Origin of the sequence: Methylobacterium organophilum, from assembly GCF_022179465.1 — a bacterium.
Classification (GTDB): Bacteria; Pseudomonadota; Alphaproteobacteria; order Rhizobiales; family Beijerinckiaceae; genus Methylobacterium; species Methylobacterium organophilum.
Map to the genome: position 1 here is coordinate 150,992 of NZ_BPQV01000009.1, position 19,915 is coordinate 170,906.

At 69.5% G+C, this 19,915-nt stretch carries 18 protein-coding genes; 8 read left to right on the forward strand and 10 right to left on the reverse strand.

Going from position 1 to position 19,915, the window contains the following annotated elements; genetic code table 11:
- Positions 1-55: 55 nt before the first annotated feature.
- From MFF21_RS15850 to clpS, 3 genes are all read right to left on the reverse strand, one after another.
- Complete coding sequence (locus MFF21_RS15850) at positions 56-331, reverse strand: hypothetical protein (protein WP_238312228.1); 276 nt, start codon at positions 329-331, stop codon at positions 56-58.
- Between the two features lie 156 nt (positions 332-487).
- Entirely contained in the window at positions 488-2,977 is a 2,490-nt protein-coding gene (gene clpA, locus MFF21_RS15855) for an ATP-dependent Clp protease ATP-binding subunit ClpA (protein ID WP_238312230.1), read from the reverse strand.
- Positions 2,978-3,002: 25 nt separating this feature from the next.
- Entirely contained in the window at positions 3,003-3,362 is a 360-nt protein-coding gene (clpS, locus tag MFF21_RS15860) for an ATP-dependent Clp protease adapter ClpS (RefSeq protein WP_373325033.1), read from the reverse strand.
- 314 nt (positions 3,363-3,676) lie between these two features.
- On the opposite strand from clpS, the gene MFF21_RS15865 reads away from it, so the two are divergent.
- Complete coding sequence (locus MFF21_RS15865) at positions 3,677-5,143, forward strand: D-alanyl-D-alanine carboxypeptidase (RefSeq protein ID WP_238312347.1); 1,467 nt, start codon at positions 3,677-3,679, stop codon at positions 5,141-5,143.
- 126 nt (positions 5,144-5,269) lie between these two features.
- On the opposite strand, the gene MFF21_RS15870 is transcribed toward MFF21_RS15865, so the two are convergent.
- Both MFF21_RS15870 and MFF21_RS15875 read right to left on the reverse strand, forming a co-directional pair.
- Entirely contained in the window at positions 5,270-5,971 is a 702-nt protein-coding gene (locus MFF21_RS15870) for a J domain-containing protein (RefSeq protein WP_238312231.1), read from the reverse strand.
- Positions 5,972-6,170: 199 nt separating this feature from the next.
- Complete coding sequence (locus MFF21_RS15875) at positions 6,171-7,310, reverse strand: S1C family serine protease (protein WP_238312233.1); 1,140 nt, start codon at positions 7,308-7,310, stop codon at positions 6,171-6,173.
- Positions 7,311-7,755: 445 nt separating this feature from the next.
- Here MFF21_RS15875 and MFF21_RS15880 point away from each other — a divergent pair, with 445 nt between their 5' ends.
- From MFF21_RS15880 to MFF21_RS15895, 4 genes are all read left to right on the forward strand, one after another.
- Positions 7,756-7,971 (forward strand): hypothetical protein, encoded by a 216-nt coding sequence (locus MFF21_RS15880; RefSeq protein WP_238312348.1) that lies wholly within the window; start codon positions 7,756-7,758, stop codon positions 7,969-7,971.
- An 80-nt stretch (positions 7,972-8,051) separates the two neighbouring features.
- Positions 8,052-8,525, forward strand: coding sequence for a hypothetical protein (locus MFF21_RS15885; RefSeq protein WP_238312235.1), 474 nt, complete (start codon positions 8,052-8,054; stop codon positions 8,523-8,525).
- Between the two features lie 137 nt (positions 8,526-8,662).
- Complete coding sequence (scpA, locus tag MFF21_RS15890; RefSeq protein ID WP_238312236.1) at positions 8,663-10,843, forward strand: methylmalonyl-CoA mutase; 2,181 nt, start codon at positions 8,663-8,665, stop codon at positions 10,841-10,843.
- 156 nt (positions 10,844-10,999) lie between these two features.
- Positions 11,000-12,433: a mannose-1-phosphate guanylyltransferase/mannose-6-phosphate isomerase gene (locus MFF21_RS15895; RefSeq protein WP_238312238.1), complete on the forward strand. Its 1,434-nt coding sequence runs from the start codon at positions 11,000-11,002 to the stop codon at positions 12,431-12,433.
- Positions 12,434-12,467: 34 nt separating this feature from the next.
- Here MFF21_RS15895 and MFF21_RS15900 read toward each other — a convergent pair whose 3' ends face one another.
- From MFF21_RS15900 to MFF21_RS15910, 3 genes are all read right to left on the reverse strand, one after another.
- The gene (locus MFF21_RS15900; protein ID WP_238312240.1) at positions 12,468-12,749 is read right to left on the reverse strand and encodes a hypothetical protein; all 282 of its coding nucleotides are present in this window, start codon (positions 12,747-12,749) and stop codon (positions 12,468-12,470) included.
- Between the two features lie 20 nt (positions 12,750-12,769).
- Positions 12,770-12,958 carry a hypothetical protein gene (locus tag MFF21_RS15905; RefSeq protein WP_238312242.1) on the reverse strand — a complete coding sequence of 63 codons (189 nt, stop codon included), beginning with the start codon at positions 12,956-12,958 and terminating at the stop codon, positions 12,770-12,772.
- Between the two features lie 126 nt (positions 12,959-13,084).
- Positions 13,085-13,354, reverse strand: a complete 270-nt coding sequence (locus MFF21_RS15910; protein WP_238312244.1) for a hypothetical protein — start codon at positions 13,352-13,354, stop codon at positions 13,085-13,087.
- Positions 13,355-13,608: 254 nt separating this feature from the next.
- Here MFF21_RS15910 and ykgO point away from each other — a divergent pair, with 254 nt between their 5' ends.
- The 3 genes from ykgO (at position 13,609) to MFF21_RS23995 (ending at position 14,977) form a co-directional block, all read left to right on the forward strand.
- Positions 13,609-13,734: a type B 50S ribosomal protein L36 gene (gene ykgO / locus MFF21_RS15915; protein ID WP_003601867.1), complete on the forward strand. Its 126-nt coding sequence runs from the start codon at positions 13,609-13,611 to the stop codon at positions 13,732-13,734.
- Between the two features lie 63 nt (positions 13,735-13,797).
- Positions 13,798-14,400, forward strand: a complete 603-nt coding sequence (locus tag MFF21_RS15920; protein ID WP_238312246.1) for a tetratricopeptide repeat protein — start codon at positions 13,798-13,800, stop codon at positions 14,398-14,400.
- 448 nt (positions 14,401-14,848) lie between these two features.
- Positions 14,849-14,977, forward strand: coding sequence for a hypothetical protein (locus MFF21_RS23995; protein ID WP_283206540.1), 129 nt, complete (start codon positions 14,849-14,851; stop codon positions 14,975-14,977).
- A 64-nt stretch (positions 14,978-15,041) separates the two neighbouring features.
- On the opposite strand, the gene MFF21_RS15925 is transcribed toward MFF21_RS23995, so the two are convergent.
- Both MFF21_RS15925 and MFF21_RS15930 read right to left on the reverse strand, forming a co-directional pair.
- Positions 15,042-18,344, reverse strand: a complete 3,303-nt coding sequence (locus tag MFF21_RS15925; RefSeq protein WP_238312248.1) for a PAS domain-containing protein — start codon at positions 18,342-18,344, stop codon at positions 15,042-15,044.
- On the reverse strand, positions 18,341-19,753 hold the full coding sequence (locus tag MFF21_RS15930) for an O-antigen ligase family protein (protein ID WP_238312250.1): 1,413 nt from the start codon (positions 19,751-19,753) through the stop codon (positions 18,341-18,343). The genes MFF21_RS15925 and MFF21_RS15930 overlap by 4 nt, the downstream gene beginning before the upstream one ends.
- Positions 19,754-19,915: the final 162 nt, after the last annotated feature.

A 19,915-nucleotide genomic window follows, 5' to 3' on the forward strand; every position in this document is an offset into this window, starting at 1 on the left:
TCGGACGCAAACCGGATGAAGCAGCCGTACGCCCGAGCCGGTAGCTCGGAGCGCGTCAGCCCGCCTTCTTCTGGAGGGCGGCCTTCACCTGCATGAGCTGGTCCCAGACCTGGCCCGGGGAGGTGCCCATGAAGTCGAGTCCCGCGGTCACGCCCCAATAGATCGCGACAACGATCAGAGGCACCAGGATCCAGCCCAGGATCTCCTCGTAGCGGTGCCGGTTGCGCCGCCGCCGCCGGCGCTCCTCGCGCGCGGTCGGCTTCCGGGGCTTGGCCGGAGCGGGCGGCGCCGAGACCGGGGTGAGCGGCTCCTCCTGCGCGTCGCTGGTCATGCTCCCCTCATCTCGTTTCCGTGGCGCGATCGACCGCGCCGGTGCGCGTTCCCGGCATATCCGGGGTTGCGGCGGCGAAGGCAACCCGGAAGCGAGAGCGGCCCGCACTTCCGTCACCGGAAGGCGGGCCGCTTCACATGCCCTGCCTCAAGGCGATCAGACCTTGAGCGGGACCTTCGGCACGGTGTTCGGCGGCTTGCGCGTGCCGCCCGACCCGCCGGCGGGCGGGTTCGGGTCGCTCTTGGCCGCCTTCTTGGCGCGGGCGGCCGAGCGCGGCTTGGAGCGACGGCGCTTGGCCGCGTTGGTCACGTCCTTCTCCGGGCGGGGCGTGACCGGACCGGCGGGATACTCGAAGCCGAGGCTCGCCTTCTCGCCGGCCTTGGTGCCTTCCGGCTGGCGCAGCACGACGCGGACGGTGCCGCCGTTCTTGAGCTGACCGAACAGCACCTCGTCGGCCAGCGGCGTCTTGATGGTCGACTGGATCAGACGGGCCATCGGGCGCGCGCCCATGGCGTCGTCGTAGCCATTCTCCACCAGCCAGTCGCGGGCCTCGTCCGAGAGCTCGATCGTGACGTTGCGGTCGGCGAGCTGCGCCTCGAGCTGGAGCACGAACTTGTCGACCACCTTGGCGACGACCTCCTTCGGCAGGTGGCCGAAGGAGATGATCGCGTCGAGCCGGTTGCGGAATTCCGGCGCGAACAGGCGGTTGATCGCCTCGACGTCGTCGCCGGAGCGCTTGTTCTGGGTGAAGCCGTAGGCCGACTTGGCCAGATCCGAGGCGCCCGCATTCGAGGTCATGATGATGATCACGTTGCGGAAATCGACCTGCTTGCCGTTGTGGTCGGTCAGCTTCCCGTGGTCCATCACCTGCAGGAGGATGTTGAACAGGTCCGGATGCGCCTTCTCGATCTCGTCGAGGAGCAGCACGCAATGCGGGTGCTGGTCGATGCCGTCGGTGAGCAGGCCGCCTTGGTCGAAGCCGACATAGCCGGGCGGCGCGCCGATCAGGCGCGAGACCGTGTGGCGCTCCATGTATTCCGACATGTCGAAGCGCAGCATCTCGACGCCCAGCGACGCGGCGAGCTGCTTGGCGGCCTCCGTCTTACCGACGCCGGTCGGGCCGGCGAACAGGTAGGAGCCGATCGGCTTGTCGGGATCGCGCAGGCCAGCGCGGGCCAGCTTGATCGCCGAGGTGAGCGCCTCGATGGCGTTCGACTGGCCGTAGACCACCCGCTTCAGGTTCTCGGTGAGGTTCTGAAGCACCACCGCGTCGTCCTTCGACACGGTCTTGGGCGGAATGCGCGCCATCGTGGCGATGGTCGCCTCGATCTCCTTGATGCCGATGGTGCGCTTGCGGCGCGCCTCCGGCACCAGCATCTGCGAGGCACCGGTCTCGTCGATCACGTCGATGGCCTTGTCGGGCAGCTTGCGGTCGTTGATGTAGCGCGCCGACAGCTCGACCGCGGCCTTCACGGCCTCGTTCGTGTACTTGAGCTTGTGGAACTCCTCGAAATACGGCTTCAGGCCCTTCAGGATCTCGATCGTGTCGGGGATCGACGGCTCGTTGACGTCGATCTTCTGGAACCGGCGCACCAGGGCGCGATCCTTCTCGAAGTACTGGCGGTACTCCTTGTAGGTGGTCGAGCCGATGCAGCGCAGGGCGCCCGAGGCCAGAGCGGGCTTCAGCAGGTTCGAGGCGTCCATCGCGCCGCCCGAGGTGGCGCCCGCACCGATCACGGTGTGGATCTCGTCGATGAACATGATCGCGTTGGGATGCGCCTCGATCTCCTTCATCACCTGCTTGAGGCGCTCCTCGAAGTCGCCGCGATAGCGGGTGCCGGCGAGCAGCGTGCCCATGTCCAGGGAGAACACGGTGGCGTCGGCCAGGACCTCCGGCACCTCGTGCTGGATGATCTTGCGGGCGAGGCCCTCCGCGATCGCGGTCTTGCCGACGCCGGGATCGCCCACCAGCAGCGGATTGTTCTTCTGGCGGCGGCAGAGCACCTGGATCGTGCGCTCCACCTCGGCGTGGCGGCCGATCAGCGGGTCGATCTTGCCGTCCCGGGCCTTCTTGTTGAGGTTGACGCAGTAGGCTTCGAGCGCGTCACCCTTCTTCTTGGTGCCGCGGGCCTCCTCGTCGCCGCCGCCGGGACGCTCGGAGCTGTCTTCCTCCGCCCCGCGCACAGGCTTCGATTCCGAGGCGCCGGGGCGCTTGGCGATGCCGTGGCTGATGTAGTTGACCGCGTCGTAGCGGGTCATGTCCTGCTCCTGCAGGAAGTAGGCGGCGTGGCTCTCGCGCTCGGCGAAGATCGCCACGAGCACGTTCGCTCCGGTCACCTCCTCCCGGCCGGAGGATTGGACGTGGATCACCGCGCGCTGGATCACGCGCTGGAAGCCCGCCGTGGGCTTGGCGTCCTGCCGCCCGTCACCGATCAGGTTGGAATGCTCGGTGTCGACATATTCGACGAGATTGCGCTTGAGCACGTCGATCTCGACGTTGCAGGCGCGCATGACCGCGGCTGCGTCCTGATCGTCGACGAGGGCGAGCAGGAGATGTTCCAGCGTCGCGTATTCGTGGCGCCGCTCGCCCGCCAGGGCGAGGGCTCTGTGAAGGGCCTGTTCCAGACTGCGGGAGAAGCTTGGCAATGCTCGGGCCTTTTCTCGCGAGAGCCTATTTCTTTTCCATAACGCACTGAAGCGGGTGTTGGTGCTTTCGCGCGAAATCCATCACCTGCGTTACCTTCGTCTCGGCGACCTCGTAGGTGTACACGCCGCACTCGCCGACGCCGTTCTGGTGAACGTGGAGCATGATCTGGTAGGCGTCCTCGTGGCTGCGGTTGAAGAACCGCTCGAGGACGTGAACCACGAACTCCATCGGCGTGTAGTCGTCGTTGAGGAGCAGCACGCGATACAGGCTCGGCCGCTTGGTGCGCGGCTTGGTGCGCGTGATGATCGCGGTGCCCGACCGGTCGTCGTCGCCCGAGCCTCGCGGACCCGCCGTGATCGCGGCCGCCCTGCCCTGCATCGGCATCCTGCCCTGCCTGGGGATGACTGACATCTGAACCGAACCGAACCCTTGACCTGGGGTGACGCGCCGGGTGACGCGCTCGCTTCGTCAAGCAATCTATAGGCCGGGAAACGACTGCGCCAGTCGGTGCGCGAACTTGTCCGTCCCCGCCTCGGACATGGCGCCCCCGATCTGTTTACGGGTTGGGCGAAAAAGCGGTTTTGCCGACGTATCGCAGCGCATTAACGGGCGCGTAACCGCCTTTGCATACCGTCACCCAACGAGAAGGTGTGGGTCCGTCGAGCGGGACCCGGACAGGCGGGGCGGGGTCTATCGTGATGCGTTGCGTTGTCGGCGGCTTGAGGACATCCCGCGCGCTGTCGGCTCTGGTGGCGGCTGTCATGGTCGTCGCCTTCAGCGCGTCCGCCGAGGCCAAGCGCGGCCGCCACCACCGGCCCTCCGCCGGCGGCTACAACCCGCCCTACGCGGCCATGGTCGTGGACGTGAAGTCCGGCAAGGTGCTGCACGCCATCAACGAGGATTCCCCGCGCCACCCGGCCTCGATCACCAAGGTGATGACGCTCTACCTGCTGTTCGAGCAGCTCGAGCGCGGCCGCTACCAGCTCGACACGCCCCTCGAGATCTCCGCCAACGCCGCCCGCCAGGCCCCGTCCAAGCTCGGCCTGCGCCCGGGCTCGACCATCGAGGTCGAGGACGCGATCAAGGCGATCGTCACCAAATCCGCCAACGACGTGGCCTGCGCCATCGGCGAGAACATCGCCGGCTCCGAGGCGCGCTTCGCCGAGATGATGACCCGCAAGGCCCAGGCGCTCGGCATGAGCCGCACGCACTACGCCAACGCCTCCGGCCTGCCCGACCCGGACCAGATCACCACCGCGCGCGACCTCACCATCCTCGCCCGCGCGATCCAGGACCGCTTCCCGCGCTACTATCGCTATTTCCAGACGCGCTCCTTCGCCTTCCGCGGGCGCGTCATCGGCAACCACAACCACCTGCTCGGCAATGTCGAGGGCGTGGACGGCATCAAGACCGGCTACACGCGCGATTCCGGCTTCAACCTGATGACCGCGGCCAAGTCGAACGACCGCCAGATCGTGGCGATCGTGCTCGGCGGCAAGTCGGGGGCGAGCCGCGACCGGATCATGGCCGATCTGGTGCGCACCCACCTGCCCCGTGCCTATGCCGGGGCCCGCCAGACCGGCCCCGTCGTCGAGGTGGCCGAGCGCGGCCGTCCGGCGGTGGTCGCCGACCAGGTCTCCGCCACCCGCACCCAGGTCGCCTCGGCCGACGACGAGGAGGAGGTCGAGACCACGAGCTCCACCAACGCCGTGCGTCCGCTGGCCGCCACCACGACCCCGGGCATGGCGCGCCGCTCCGGCGCGATCCCCGGCGCCGCCCAGGCCTATGCCGGCTCGCCCGCGCAGGCCCCCTTCCCCAGCGCCAGCGGCAAGCAGACCGCCCGCCTCCCCTCGGTCGAGGGCGCCGCCTCCCGGGTCGAGGGTCCGGCCAAGGCCGCCGATTCCAAGCCGGTGGTCCCGACCCCTTGGGTGATCCAGCTCGGCGCCATGGACGACGAGGACAAGGCGCGCTCGATGCTCTCCGAGGCCCGCGCCAAGGCCGGCGGCGCGCTCGGCAAGGCCGCCCCCTACACCGTGCGCGTCAGCCACGGCGGCGCCACCCTGTACCGTGCCCGTTTCTCGGGATTCGCCGAGCAGTCGAGCGCCCAGGATGCCTGCACCGCGCTGAAGAAGAGCGGCTTCAACTGCTTCGCCACCCGGAGCTGAAGGCCCGAGCCGATCCGTCCCGCCGCCGGCGGAGAGAGGATGCGAGCGAGCAAGCCGTGACGGCTGGGTGCGTCCCGGACGCGCCCCAAGAAGAAACCCGAGACCTTCGACAACGCGCGTGGAGTTCTAGCGATGTCGGTTCGTCAGTCTGTCCCGCGCCGCGTTGACCCGCGCCGCCCCCTCGACGCTGCCCCCCTGATCCGGGTGGAGGCGTTTCATGAGCGCCCGATGCGCCGTGCGGACCTCGTCGAGGGACGCCCCGCGCTCAAGCCCCAGGATCTGATAGGCCTCCTCCTCCGTCATCGGCCCTGGCTGAAGCGGTCGGCGCGGCCCCGGGTCCGCATCGCCCTCAGCGTGTTCACGCCATCCGGGGCGCCGGCTGTCCAGATACGCTTCTAGGATCGCCGCGCCCTGCGGGTCGGCGGATCCGCAGGCGACGAGGAGCCCCACGAGCTCCGGGACGGCGAGCGAGGACAGGAGCCGGCCGCGCAGCGGGCCGGCGAGCACCCGCCCATCGCTGAGGCTGCCGTCCGGCGCCTGCACGAGGGCGATCATGCGCGTGCGAAGCCCCCCTCCCCGGCGCGCGCCCGGGCGAAACATCCGCGCGAAAACCGCGCCGAGCCGGCCCCGCTCCTGCAGCAGCCAGACGCCGAGGATGGCGACGAGGGCGGCGATCTCGACACGCCCGCGCAGGGCGAACAGCCCCGCCAGAACCAGGACCGCGTAGCCGGAGAGCTGCCGCGGATCGGCCCGGAAGGGCAGCGGCCGCCCGGTCCGGCCGAGCCACCACAGGCCGAGAAGGGCGAGAAGACAGAGGGCGAGGAGCAAGGCCGCGACTCGAGGAAGCTGTCGGTCCGGCGCGGAACCGGCTCCGGGCCTCGGATGGGAATGGGGCGCCCTCCGCCGAAGGGGAGACCGGTTCGGCGCGGGAGGACATGGACGAACGGGATGGGCGGCGACCCTATCCGGCGGCGCCTCCCGTTGAAAGGCGTCGCTCCGAATCCGGCCGAACCCTCCGGAAGAGGTGTCAGAGCCGGCTCGACGCGATGTCGGCCGTGTCGACGCGGACCTTTCGGATGCGCCCGTCCCGCTCGACGAGGAGCGTCACCGCGCTATCGAGCCCCGCCGCCTCGACCGCGGCGTTCAGGTCGGCGAGGCGATGGACCGGCCGGTCGTTCACGCCCACGATGACATCGCCGATCTCGCTGGTCTGGGGATCGACCCCGCGCAGGCCGGCCCGGGCGGCGGGCGAGCCCGGCAGAACCCGCAGCACCACCACCCCATCGATGCCGAGGCGGGCCGCCGTCGCCTCCTGCCCCGCAATGATGCCGATGCCCGGGTTGCGCACCCGGCCATTGCGAATCAGGTCCGGCACCACGCGGTTCACCACGTCCACCGGCACGGCGAAGCCGATGCCCGCGCTCGCGCCGGAGGGGGAGAAGATCGCGGTGTTCACGCCGATCAGCCGCCCGGCCGAATCTAGCAGCGGGCCGCCCGAATTGCCGGGATTGATGGCCGCATCCGTCTGGATCACGCCGGAAAGCTCCCTCCCCTCCTGCGTCGGCAGGCGGCGCTGAAGGGCGGAGATCACGCCGGTCGTCAGGGTGTGGTCGAGGCCGAAGGGATTGCCGATGGCGAAGGCCGACTGGCCGACCTTGAGATCGGCCGAGGAGCCGATGGCGAGCGGCGGTGGCATCTTGGCCACGCGCCCGAGGCGCAGCACGGCGAGATCGTAGTTCGGCGCGGTGCCGACGACGCTCGCGCCGACGACCTCGCCGTTCGACAGGCGCACGGAGATGGAGCCGCCGCCCTGCGTCGCGCCCTGCACGACGTGGTTGTTGGTGACGATGTGGCCCGCCGCGTCCCAGACGAAGCCGGTGCCGGTCTGGGTCCCGCTGCCCTGCTGCTGCTCGCTGCCCTCCTCGTCGAGATCCATCAGGCTGCGGCCCTGCGCCGCCGCCTGCGCGAAGACGTGGACGACGGACGGGGACGCCCGGGCGAAGAGTTCCACCGTGGATTGCTCGGCGCTCGACAGGTCGCCCCGCGCGGTGACCGCCCGGGGCGCGTCCGCGGCATAGAAGAAGGCCAGGATGTAGGGCTGCGCCACGAAGGCGATCAGCAGGCCGAGGGTGAGCCCGAGGGCGATCCGAACGAAGCGATCCGGCACGGGCGAGGGATCCGGCACGAGGAAAAGACGCGTTGCTGCAGCGCAACATCCGCCGCGCCGGCTCAAGGCTAAGTGGGCCATGTTCAGCGACTGTTCAACGCATTCCCCGTTTTTAACCGGGGGAAGCGCGGTGGTGCGGCAGCGCACGGCCGGCGAGCTAAGGACAGGCTAACGAAATAGTCACAACTTCCAATGCAGGCTGTTTACTAACAGACGAGAAGCAGCCGTGGCGGTCGCAAGTCGCATTCACGTCGAACAGAGTGCGGCTTGTGCGAGGAAGTGCGTCAAAACGGTGTCAGGCCTGATGGTGATTGCCCGAATTGACCGCAAAGCCGCCGCAGAGATGCTTCCATCCTCCCGGAAACTCATCTCGCATTGGTTGTCGGCCATGTTTCACCCGACGACGATGCTCCGAACGGACACGGTTCATAAGGAAGAACAAGACATGGAAACCGAGGCCCTCGAACGACCCGCCGACCTGACGATCTGGCGCAACGCACAAAACGCGTCGCCGCTCGCGGAACCGGAGCGCTTCGACACCCTGCGCGAGGCGCTCGCCGCCGCCAGGGGCGCCCTGACGGATCCGTCGAAGCAACCCTGGATCATCACGGAAGAGGGCGAGATCCTCTCTCCGAACTGGATCAAGACCTACCTGAACTGACCTCCTTCGCGGCGCGCCCCTCACCCAGGCGCGCCGCGAACGCTCGCGAACGCTTCAGGGCAGTCGACGTGCCGGCAAGCGTGAACGAAGACCGGGCGCAGGCTTTGCGCCGCGTGGGGCGCGAGCTGCGCCGCCTCGAGGCCCTCGCCGGAAAGCGCCGCCTCCGGGTCCGGGCGATGCGGGCCCTGCGCGGCAGCCTCGGCGCCACCGCCACCTTCGGCCTCCTCCTCAAGCTGCAGCTCGCCGGCTCGGTCGCGCTCAAGATCGCCCTCGCCGCGCTCGTCGGCCTCGGCTTCGCCTGGCCGACCCTGGCCCTCCTCGTCTTCGCCCTGCTCGGGCTTCTCTGGGCGATCGTCAGCCTGTTCGACGGCAGCGGCGGCCCGCATCCGTTCGATGGCGACGGCCCCTGCGACTGCGCGCGCCGGGAGACCCGCGCCAAGCGCCTCGAAGATCTCATCGCGCAGCGGCGGGCCTGGCTCGACGCCCCGTCAGGCCCCGCCCCGAGCCTGCGCCGGGACGGGAGCCGCGGGCCGGCCCGACTCCTCGGACTTTAGGCCGAGAGAGCCGAAATTGTATTCATTTTCATTGCGATGCTCTTGGCAGTAGCCCCGCCCCACGGCTTTCCTATAATGCGCGGCAACAAAGAGGCGGCATCCGGCCGCCGACAAGACGACAGCCCGAGACGAACGCCATGAGTCCCCGCGCCACGAGCTCCCGGATCCCCGATTTCAGCACGCTCGGCTTCGCCGCGGGCGGGTTCAAGGCGCCGCCGCCGCCCCTGTCCGAGCCGTGGATGACGCCCGAGGGCATCCCGGTGAAGGGCTTCTACGGGCCGGAGGACCGCGAGGGGCTCGAAGGCGTCGACTCGTTCCCGGGCCTGCCGCCCTATCTGCGCGGCCCCTATCCGGCGATGTACGTCACCCAGCCCTGGACCATCCGGCAATATGCCGGCTTCTCCACGGCCGAGGATTCGAACGCCTTCTACCGGCGCAACCTCGCGGCGGGGCAGAAGGGCCTCTCCGTCGCCTTCGATCTCGCCACCCACCGCGGCTACGATTCCGACCATCCCCGCGTCTCGGGCGATGTCGGCATGGCAGGCGTGGCGATCGATTCGATCTACGACATGCGCACGCTCTTCTCCGGCATCCCGCTGGACGAGATGACGGTGTCGATGACGATGAACGGCGCGGTGCTGCCGGTGCTCGCGCTCTACATCGTCGCGGCGGAGGAGCAGGGCGTGCTGCCGGAGAAACTGGCCGGCACGATCCAGAACGACATCCTCAAGGAGTTCATGGTCCGCAACACCTACATCTATCCCCCCAAGGGATCGATGCGGATCATCTCGGACATCTTCGGCTACACCTCGAAGAACATGCCGAAGTTCAACTCGATCTCGATCTCCGGCTACCACATGCAGGAGGCCGGGGCGACGCAGGATCTGGAGCTCGCCTACACGCTCGCCGATGGCGTCGAGTACATCAAGGCGGGCCTCGCCGCGGGCCTGACCATCGACCAGTTCGCCCCGCGCCTGTCCTTCTTCTGGGCGATCGGGATGAACTTCTTCATGGAGGTCGCCAAGATGCGGGCCGCGCGCCTGATCTGGGCGAAGCTCGTGAAGCAGTTCGATCCGAAGAGCGACAAGTCCCTGCCGCTGCGCACCCACTCGCAGACGAGCGGCTGGTCGCTGACCGCGCAGGACGTGTTCAACAACGTCACCCGCACCTGCATCGAGGCGATGGCCGCGACCCAGGGCGGCACGCAGTCGCTCCACACCAACGCGCTCGACGAGGCCCTGGCCCTGCCGACGGACTTCTCCGCCCGCATCGCCCGCAACACCCAGCTCTTCCTGCAGCAGGAGAGCGGCACCACGCGGATCATCGATCCCTGGGGCGGCTCCTACTATGTCGAGCGGCTGACCCACGACATCGCCGCCCGCGCCTGGGAGCATATCCGTGAGGTCGAGGAACTCGGCGGCATGGCCAAGGCCATCGAGGCCGGCATCCCGAAGCTGCGCATCGAGGAGGCCGCGGCCCGCGCCCAGGCCCGCATCGATTCCGGCCGCCAGACCATCGTCGGCATCAACAAGTACAAGCCCGACGACGAGATGGCGATCGAGCTCCTGCGCGTGGACAATGCCGACGTGCGCGCCCGCCAGATCGAGAAGCTGAAGCGCCTGCGCGCCGAGCGCAACCAGGCCGATGTCGACGCGGCGCTCGCCGCGCTCACCGCCGCGGCGGACACCAACGAGAACCTGCTCGCGCTCGCCGTCAACGCGGCGCGGGCCAAGGCCACGGTCGGCGAGATCTCGGAGGCGCTGGAGAAGGCCTGGGGCCGCCACCGCGCCGAGATCCGCTCGATCTCGGGCGTCTACAAGCGGGAGGTGGGCGGCATGTCGCCGGTGGTGGAGCAGGTGCGCGGCCTCGTCGAGGCGTTCGAGGAGAACGATGGGCGCCGCCCGCGCATCCTCGTGGCCAAGATGGGCCAGGACGGGCACGACCGCGGTCAGAAGGTGATCGCCTCCGCCTTCGCCGATCTCGGCTTCGACGTGGATATCGGGCCGCTCTTCGCGACCCCGGCCGAGGCGGCCCGCCAGGCGGTGGAGAACGACGTGCACATCGTCGGCGTCTCCTCGCTGGCCGCCGGCCACCTCACCCTCGTGCCGGAGCTGAAGGCCGCGCTGACCGAGGCGGGCCGCGGGGACGTGATGATCGTCGTCGGCGGCGTGATCCCGCCGGGGGATTATCCGGCCCTCTACGCGGCCGGCGCCTCGGCGATCTTCCCGCCGGGCACGGTCATCGCGGAGGCCGCGGTGAAGCTCCTCGGCGAGCTGAACGAGCGCCTCGGCTATGTCGAGCGGCAGGCGGCCGAGTAGCGGGCGGCCCTTCGGGATCCTCCGGAGCGCGGGCGAAACGCGCCCGCGCTGGCCGAGTGGAGGAGTACCGAATCGCCCCGCATCAGCCGAAAAACCGCTCGCACGGTATTGCGATGCAGCGTAACCTCCGCCGCGAGTAAAGCGGGATTTACCAAGATGTCTGATGCCGATCGCGAGCTGATCCTTCCGGTGATCCTGTGCGGTGGATCCGGGACGCGGCTGTGGCCGGCCTCCCGCGAGAGCATGCCGAAGCAGTTCACGCCCCTGGTCGAGGCGGAGCGTTCGACCTTCCAGGCGACGGCGCTGCGGGTGTCGGACAAGACGGTGTTCGGCCGTCCCAGCGTGATCGCGGCGAGCGAGTCCCGCTTCATCGTGGCCGAGCAGCTGGCGCAATGCGGCAGCGCGGCCGACATCCTCCTGGAGCCGGATCGGCGGGATTCCGCCGCGGCCGTGGCGGTGGCGGCGCTGCACGCGGCGCGGCGGGCGCCGGAATCGGTGGTGCTGATCCTGGCGGCCGACCACGTGATCAGCGATCCGGCCGCCTTCACCGAGGCCGCCCGCGTGGCGGCCCAGGGCGCGCGCGCCGGCTACATCATGACGCTGGGCATCGAGCCGACCCGGCCGGCCACGGATTACGGCTACATCCAGCTGGGCGAGAGCCTCGAGGGTCTGCCGGGCCAGTACCGGGTCGGGCGCTTCGTCGAGAAGCCGGACGCGGCCGGGGCCGGGCGCCTGATCGCGGAAGGCGCCCTGTGGAACTCGGGCTACTTCCTGTTCCGGGCCGACGTGATGCTGGCCGAACTCGAGACCCATGCGCCGGCGGTGCTGGAGGCGGCCCGCGCCGCGCTCGCCGCGGCCACGACCGACCTCGACTTCGTGCGCCTGGACGCGGCCGCCTTCGCGCAGGCGCCTAAGATCTCGATCGACTACGCGGTCATGGAACGCACGGAGCGGGCCGGCGTACTGCCGGTCTCCTTCCCGTGGTCGGATGTCGGCACCTGGGACGCGGTCTGGCAGGTGCTGGACCATGACGGCTCCGGCAATGCCGTGCGCGGGCGGGTCGAGCTGATCGGCACCCGCAACAGTCTCGTTCACAGCGAGGGCGAGGGCCTGACCACGGTGGTGGGGCTTGAGGACGTGGTGGTGGTGGCCACCCCGGACGCGGTGCTGGTGGCCTCCAAGGCCCGCTCCGGCCAGGTCAAGGATCTGGTCACGACGCTTCGCGCCCGGGGCCATGCCGAGGCCGACGCCCACCGGCGCATGTACCGCCCCTGGGGCTGGTACCAGCGCATCGATATCGGCGAGCGCTTCCAGGTGAAGCGGATCATGGTCACGCCCGGCGGGCGCCTGTCCCTGCAGAAGCACTTCCACCGGGCCGAGCACTGGGTGGTGGTCAAGGGCACCGCCGAGGTGACGATCAACGAGCGCGTGGTGCTCGTGCACGAGAACGAGGCGGTCTACCTGCCGATCGGCTCGATGCACCGCCTCTGCAACCCCGGGAAGATCCCCCTCGAACTGATCGAGGTCCAGGTCGGCTCCTATACCGGCGAGGACGACATCATCCGCGTCGAGGACGTCTACGGGCGCTGAGCGCCGGCTTAACCTCTATCGACGCTGGCCGCCCTCACGACGCGGCCAGTCTCCCCCAGATCAGGGCGACGAGGACGAGTCCGCCGAGGCAGCGCCGCCAGGGATTGACCCCGCGCGCCACCTCGTCGAGGGCCCACCAGGCCAGGCTCAGGCTCGCGAGCCAGGAGAGGGCGAGCCGCGGCGTGCCGCCCTCCGGCGACAGCCAGGCGCCGCAGGAGGCGGCCAGGAACAGCCAGAGCGGCACGTTCGGCCATTGGCCGATCACGATGCGGCCGGTCGCCCGATCGCGGAAGAACCAGTCCAGGACGCGTCGCACGATGCGGAGCGGGACCCGGCTCAGGTCGGCTCGGCGGGGCTGCCGCCCTTGCGAATCGGCTCGCAGATCTTCGGGCTGATCTTGTCGAGATGCGGACAGGCATTGGTCTGGTACCAGCTCCGCAGCTCCGGCTGGTTCGGCGCGATGAACATCGCGGTCAGGACGAAGCCCGCGGCCAGGATCACGATCAGGACGATGAGGCTGCGCATGGAATGCTCCGGCGGGCGCGGAGAGAACGCACGGAGCCGCCCCCGCCGGCCAGGCACCGCGCCATCGAGAAGACGCGAGACCGTATCCGCGTTCCAGAACGCCGCGGCGAAACCCGTGGAGGCCCCTCAGCGCGGAGGGGCTTCGGGGGACTTGCTCGCAGGCTCCGCAGGCGGCTCCGAGGGTACCGCGAGGGGCGCATCGAGGGGCGATTGCGGCCGCAGATGCCGGAGCGGGCCGTCGCTCCCCGGCAGGAGCCCCGAATCCTGCATCAGAATCAGGATGAGCACGGCCCCGATCATGCAGGCGACCGTCCAGAGCAGCTCGAGCTGGCGCCGTCGAACGACGATGAGAATCAGGACGCCGAGAAACGCGGCGATCAGGAGAAACACCAGCATCGGTCGACCCTGCCACCGTTACCGCTTTCACGCACCCCCGGGACCGGCTGAGCGTCGCTTTGAAGCCGCGAAAGCTTAAAGAAGGGGCCGCAAGAGCCTGCACCGCCTTGCCACACCCGCTCCGCGTCTGGTATGGCGACCGCCTTTCCGCGATGCGTGATCTGCCATCGCCGGGGCGTCCTTCGCGGCACCCCGTACCCGCGACACACTGATATCACAGGCGGCCGGGCCAGGACCGCGCCGACGGAAGACCGATGAAGATTCGCAACTCGCTCAAGTCGCTGCGCGGCCGTCACCGCGACAACCAGCTCGTTCGCCGCAAAGGCCGCGTCTACGTCATCAACAAGACGCAGAAGCGCTTCAAGGCGCGCCAGGGCTGAAGCCCGGCCCCGCGTCGGCGCAGCGCGTTGACGCGGCATCGCGGGGGTGAGAGCCTGCCGGCCATGCCCGGCCTCGCCCTCCTCCTGCTCAGGCTCATGAATTCGGCTCGCCTCGGCTTGGTCCTGGGCGGGCTTTTCGCATTTCCGGCCCTCGCGGGCGAGGCGCCGCGCAAGCCCCCGCATCCGCCCATGAGCCTCGACGAGCTCTATGGCCGGCTGAAGGAGGCCGACGAGCCGGCGAGCGCCAAGGCCATCGCCGGCATGATCGAGCGGCGCCTCGCCCGCTCGGGCAGCGCCACCGTCGATCTGCTCAGCGAGCGTGCCCGCCAGGCCATGGCCGGCGACGACGTCCCCCTCGCCGTCGAGCTGATGGACCGGGCCACGACCCTGGAGCCGGGCTGGGCCGAGGGCTGGAACCGCCGGGCGACCCTGTTCTTCCGCCTGTCGGACCCGCAGAGCGCCATTGCCGACCTTCAGCACGCCCTGGTGCTGGAGCCGCGCCACTTCGAGGCCTGGGCGGCCCTCGGCAAGCTGTACCTCGCCCAGGACGACAAGGCGCGCGCGCTGGAAGCCTTCCGGCGCGCGGAGGCGATCTACCCGCAATGGGACGTCCTGCAGAAGGCGATCGAGCGGCTGACGCCGGACGTCGAGGGCCGCGAGCTCTGAATCAAGGGCTCGGCGATCGCCCCGCGTCGATCCCTCGAAGCGGCTGCGGCCGCGAGGTCCCACGCCGGAGACTCCCCAGCGTCCCGACCGGAGAAGCTCTGCGCCATCCGGACGTGGTCGCGCGCCCACATCGCCGCACGAGCCCCGAAGCCCACAACCTTGAATGGGCCTTTTCGCACCTCGCGGTGCGACCCGGTCGCTTTTCGATTCCTGGGTCAGATTAAATTCGATGGTCGTCCGTGTGTTGCGACGCACCGCACAAAGCTCAAGCCTGTGCGACGGTCGATCGTGACGAAATAGTGCAGCATATTTCGGACATTAGCGCAAAATCTCAGAGATTTGACGCCAGCCGAACCTTTTGCTGCATTGCACGTTACAGCCTTTCGAAACCGCTGTGCCGCTTCGCGGCGGAGCCGAGCCTCACGATCGGGAAGGAAAAGGAGTGTCGATGAATTTTTCCGAGTTCGTATCCTACGGTTGCGCGGTTGCCCTGGTGGGCATGCTCGTCATGACCGCTCTCGGCGTCTCCGGCGTGATGTTCGACGATATCGCCGCCCAGGCGAACGCCAACCGCTGAGGACAACGGTAGGCACAGGTCTCCAAGGCTTCTTTGCTTCCCTTGCGGGCCCGGCCCGCAAGCGTCACGCCGCCTTCAGGACGCGGATGGCGCCGAGCGTCTCGTCCCGCATGGTCAAGAAGCGCGGAAACAGGTCGTCGAGGTCGCCACCGTCACGGCAGGCAGCCTCGATCTCGCGGCAGAGTCGCGAGATGCCGACGAAGCCGAGGGCGCCCGCGGCCGAGACCACGGCGTGGGCGTCCTCGGCGAGCTTCTTCCGGTCAGGAATCCCCACGGGAACGGGTCGCGCGGGAAAGCGCAGGGCAATATCCGTCTCGAGCAGCGTCAGCAGGATCCGTACCCGGTCGTAACCGACGGCGGCCCGGACCGAGGCATAGGCCGAGCCATCGAGAACCTGGGGGTCCGCGCCGCTTCCGCCCGCGGGTGCCTTCCGTCGCCTCGGCCCCTTCTCCAGCCAGCGATCGACCAGCGCATGCAGCTCCGCGCGCTTGAATGGCTTGCCGATGTGGTCGTCCATGCCGGCCGCGCGCAGTTCCTCCACCTGATCGGGAATCACGTTCGCCGTCATGGCGAGGATGGGCATGTCGCCGGCCGGTGACGGGAGTTGCCGGATCCGGCGCGTCGCCGCGACGCCGTCCATGCCCGGCATCTGCACGTCCATGAGGATGAGGTCGTAGGGCCTCTGCCCGGGCTCCAGGCTCGCCTGGACCTTCGCCAGCGCCTCCGCCCCGTCCTGGGCCACGTCGACCTGCCAGCCGCGCAAGGTCAGCACGGCCTTGGCCAGATCCTGGTTGATCGGAACGTCCTCGGCGAGGAGCAGCCGCGCCGGGGCCGCGGCCGGGGCGTCCATGGCGGATCCGGCCGCGGTCTCCGCCGCGGGGGCCGGCACGGAGGCGGAGGGCGTCTCGGAATCGGCGAGCGCCAGGGTGAACCAGAAGGTCGAGCCCTCGCCCTCGCGGCTCTGCACCCCGATCTCGCCGCCCATCATGGTGACGAGGTGGCGGCTGATCGCGAGGCCCAGTCCCGAGCCGCCGAAACGGCGGCTGATCGAGCCGTCGACCTGGCTGAAGCGCTTGAACAGCCGGTCCTGCAGGGATTCGGGGATGCCGATGCCCGTGTCGGTGACCTCGAAGCGCATCGCGGTGGCGGCCTCGCCATCGGCCAGGCGCACGCGCCCCTCCGGCCGCACCACGAGGCTCACCGAGCCCGAGGGCGTGAACTTCACCGCGTTGTTGAGCAGGTTGAGCAGCACCTGCCGCAGGCGGTTGCCGTCGCCGACGACCCGCTTCGGCAGGCGCGGATCGAGGAGGCAGGTCACCGCGAGGCTGCTCTTGAGGGCGGCTCCCCGCACGATCGCCACCGTGTCCTCGATGAGGGTGTGCAGGGCGAAGACGACCGGATCGAGCTTGAGCTGGCCGGCCTCGACCTTCGAGAAGTCGAGCACGTCGTTCACGACGGTGAGCAGGGCGTTGCCCGATCCCTGGATCAGCTCCAGGCGGCGGCGGTCCTCCGGCGTGTGATGCGGCTCCTCGAGCAGGAGATCGGCATAGCCCAGGATGCCGTTGAGCGGCGTGCGGATCTCGTGGCTCATGGCCGCGAGGAACTCGCTCTTGGCGGCGCTCGCCCGCTCCGCCTCCAGGCGGGCCGCCTCGGCGGCGGCGGTCGCCGCCTGCAGGGCGGCCTCGGCCTTCTTCTGGCCGGTGACGTCGATATGCAGGCCGGCCATCCGGTAGGGGCGGCCCTCCTCGTCGTAGAAGGTCCGGCCGCGGGCCTGGATCCAGCGCTCGGTCGTCCCGGAGATGATGCGGAACTCGGCCTGGTAAACGGAGCGCGTGTCGACCGCCTGCTTGATCGCGTCCCAGGTCGACATGCGGTCGTCCGGATGCAGGATCTCGGTCCACTGCGCCGCGGTGAGCGTGGGCGCCGCCCCGGTCAGCCCGAACAGCTGCATGCTCTCCGGGCTGAGCACCCCGATGCCGGTGACCATGTCCCAATCCCAGGCGCCGGCGCCCGCCACCTCCTGGGCCATGCGCAGCAGGCTGTGCGCATCCTCCAGGCGCTTGCGCGCGGTGACGATCTCGTCGATGTCGATGGCCGTGCCCAGCCATTCCACGGGCTCGTCGCCGGCCCGGATGATCGGAATCATCAGAAGCTTGTGCCAGCGATAGGCCCCGTCGTGCCGCCGGAGACGCCCCTCGACGGTGAAGGGCGAGCGAGTCTCGACCGCGCGGCGCCAGGCCTCCTCCATGCGCTCCTGGTCGTCCGGATGGTTGCGGCTGATCCGTTCCACGCGCTCGGGCCCGAGGGGGCCGTAATAGGTCTGGAAGGCGGCGTTGGCGTAGATCGCCTGACCGTCCCGCGCCCGGGTCGCCCAGACCAGGATGGGCAGCGCCTCGGCGAGGCCGCGATAGCGCGCCTCGCTCTCCGCGATCGCCGCCTCGGCGGTCTTGCGCTCGGTCACGTCCATGATGGTGCCGAACAGGCCGATCGCGCCGCCCGCCGCGTCCGTCTCCCAGACGCCCTTCACCGCGACGTGACGCACTTCCCCGCAGGGCCGGACGATCCGGGCCTCGAAGTCGTAGCTGAGCCGCCCGCGGAGCGCCCCCTCGACCAGCTCGGCCACCCGGGCGCGGTCATCCGGATGGAAGATGGACGCGATCTCGGACAGGGGCGGCCGCGGCGTGCCCGGGTGCAGGCCGAGGACGCGGTAGAAGCCGTCCGACCAGTGCTGGCACCCGTCGGCGAAGGCGACGCGCCAATGGCCGATCTCCGCGATCTCCTCGGCCAGCGTCAGGGCGCAATTCGCCCCCGCCAGGGCCTGCTCGCGCTGGATCAAGCGCGCGCTCTGGGCGGCGATGAGCTGATCGCGGGAGCGGCGCGTGGCGATCTCGCGGTCGCGCACCACGCCGGCCTCGTGCAGCCGGAGATGGGCGACCACCACCGTGGCGAAATCGGCGAGCGCCCGGGCATCCTCCTCGGAGAAGTCGCGGGGGGCGGTGTCGATCAGGCAGAAGGCGCCGACCCGGATTCCCGGCCTCAGGGTCAGGGGGGCGCCGGCATAGAACCGGATCGGCCCGGGGGGAAAGCGCGGGTCGGCGGCGACGTCCGGGAGCACCAGCACCGCGTCGCTGCGGATCGTGTGATCGCAGAAGCTGCCCTCGCGCGGGATCTCGACCGGCATCAGGCTGCAGCCGGCCTTGAACCAGAGGCGGTCGGCATCGACCAGGGAGACCAGGGCGGTGGGCACCCCGAACAGGCGCTCGGCGGTGCGGCAGACGGCGGAGAAATGCTCTTCCGTTGGGGTGTCGAGAATCGCGAGCGCGTGCAGTGCTGCGAGACGGTCCGCCTCGCTCAACGAAATGTTCATCCGAGGTGCGTCTCGTGCGAGGCGTCGAAGGTCGAACGCGACGCGGAAATTGACGAATCACGCTGCGCCGAAGAGCCGGCAGCACGCGAATTCAGATTTGGCTTCGCAGTGCAGCAAGCGTCAAGCTTCTCCTCGCCACGGGTCAGGCCGATCGACCGCCCGCGCGCCTCCCAATTCAGGCGTGCGGCCTCCAGAGCCCAGATCATGCCGAGCATCATGTAGACGTGACGCCACTTCTCGACGTCGATCTGCACCGCCTGCAGGAAGAACATCAGCAGAGCCGGCCAGACGATCTGCGCATGGCTCCGGAACGGCGTGTCCCGGGCGAGCAGGCGGAAGCCGACGAAGCCCGTGGCCAGGACGAGGCCGATGAAGACGGCCCCGCCGAACCAGCCGCCATTGGCGAAACTGCCGATATAGGAATTGTGCGGCTCCAGCCGGAAGATCTGGCGCCAGTGCATCGGGCCCATGCCGAAGGGCAGCTCCAGCAGCATCTCCATGCCGCGGATCTGGTTGCCGAAGCGGCCGGTCTCGCCCTCGTCGTAGTCCTGGGTCACGGAGGCCCGGGCCTCGAACTGCTTGGCGACGCTGTCGACGGAGAGGAGCCCGACCATGGTGACGAGGCCGAGCGCCGCCGTCACCGCGGTGATGGTGAGGATGCGGCGGCGCAGGCGCGGCGACCGGCTCGTCACGAAGACCGAGGCGACCATCAGCCCGACCGCGACGACGGTGCCGCCCCAGGAGCCGCGGGAGAAGGACAGGAAGATGCCGGCGAGCACCACGAGGGTGGCCAGCACGCACAGGAACGGGCGCCGCGCCGTGCCCGTCAGCAGGGCGTGCATCGGGTAGAGCGCGCCGAGGGTGAGGAAGGAGCCGAACACGTTCGGGTCCTGGAAGGTGCCGGAGGCGCGGCCGTATTTCGAGAACAGGTCCTCGTTCCCGATCAGGCCGAGATAGCCGAGGATGCCGAGGCTGGCCGAGAAGACGCAGCTCGCCGTGTAGGCCCGCAGCGCGAGTTCCATGCGCCGATGGGTCTCGTCGGAGAACAGCATCGCGAAGAACAGGCAGGTGACGATGAGGTAGCCGAGCTGGATCGTCCACATCAGCGGCACCGGCTCGTCGACATAGGGCAGCAGCGCCGTCGTGATCGCGGCGAAGTAGAGGAGGAGCAGCCCGACGAGGGGCAGGATGCCGCGATGCAGCCGGATGCCGAGCATCAGCCAGAGCAGCATCGTCGGGATGGCGACGACGTCGTAGGGCGAGGTCTCGGAGAAGGCGAAGCAGGCGAAGAAGATGAAGGCCGCGAGCAGCGCCTTGGCCACGCCCTCGACGACGACCCGCACGGGCAGGCGGCTCCAGGCTCCGCGCGCGAACGGGCCGGCCTCCGGCGATGCGCTGGTGGACGACACGGGATGCCCTGAACTCCGCGGGCCCGCGACGCCGGCCCCTTCCAGCGGCCATGATGGCCCCGGAAAGGTTGAGATTTGACTGCCCGGGCAGCGGCACCGCCCGGTTCTCAACGGGTCTCACGAAGGCCCCCTCGACCGAAGGAGCGGCGCCGGCGCCTTTCC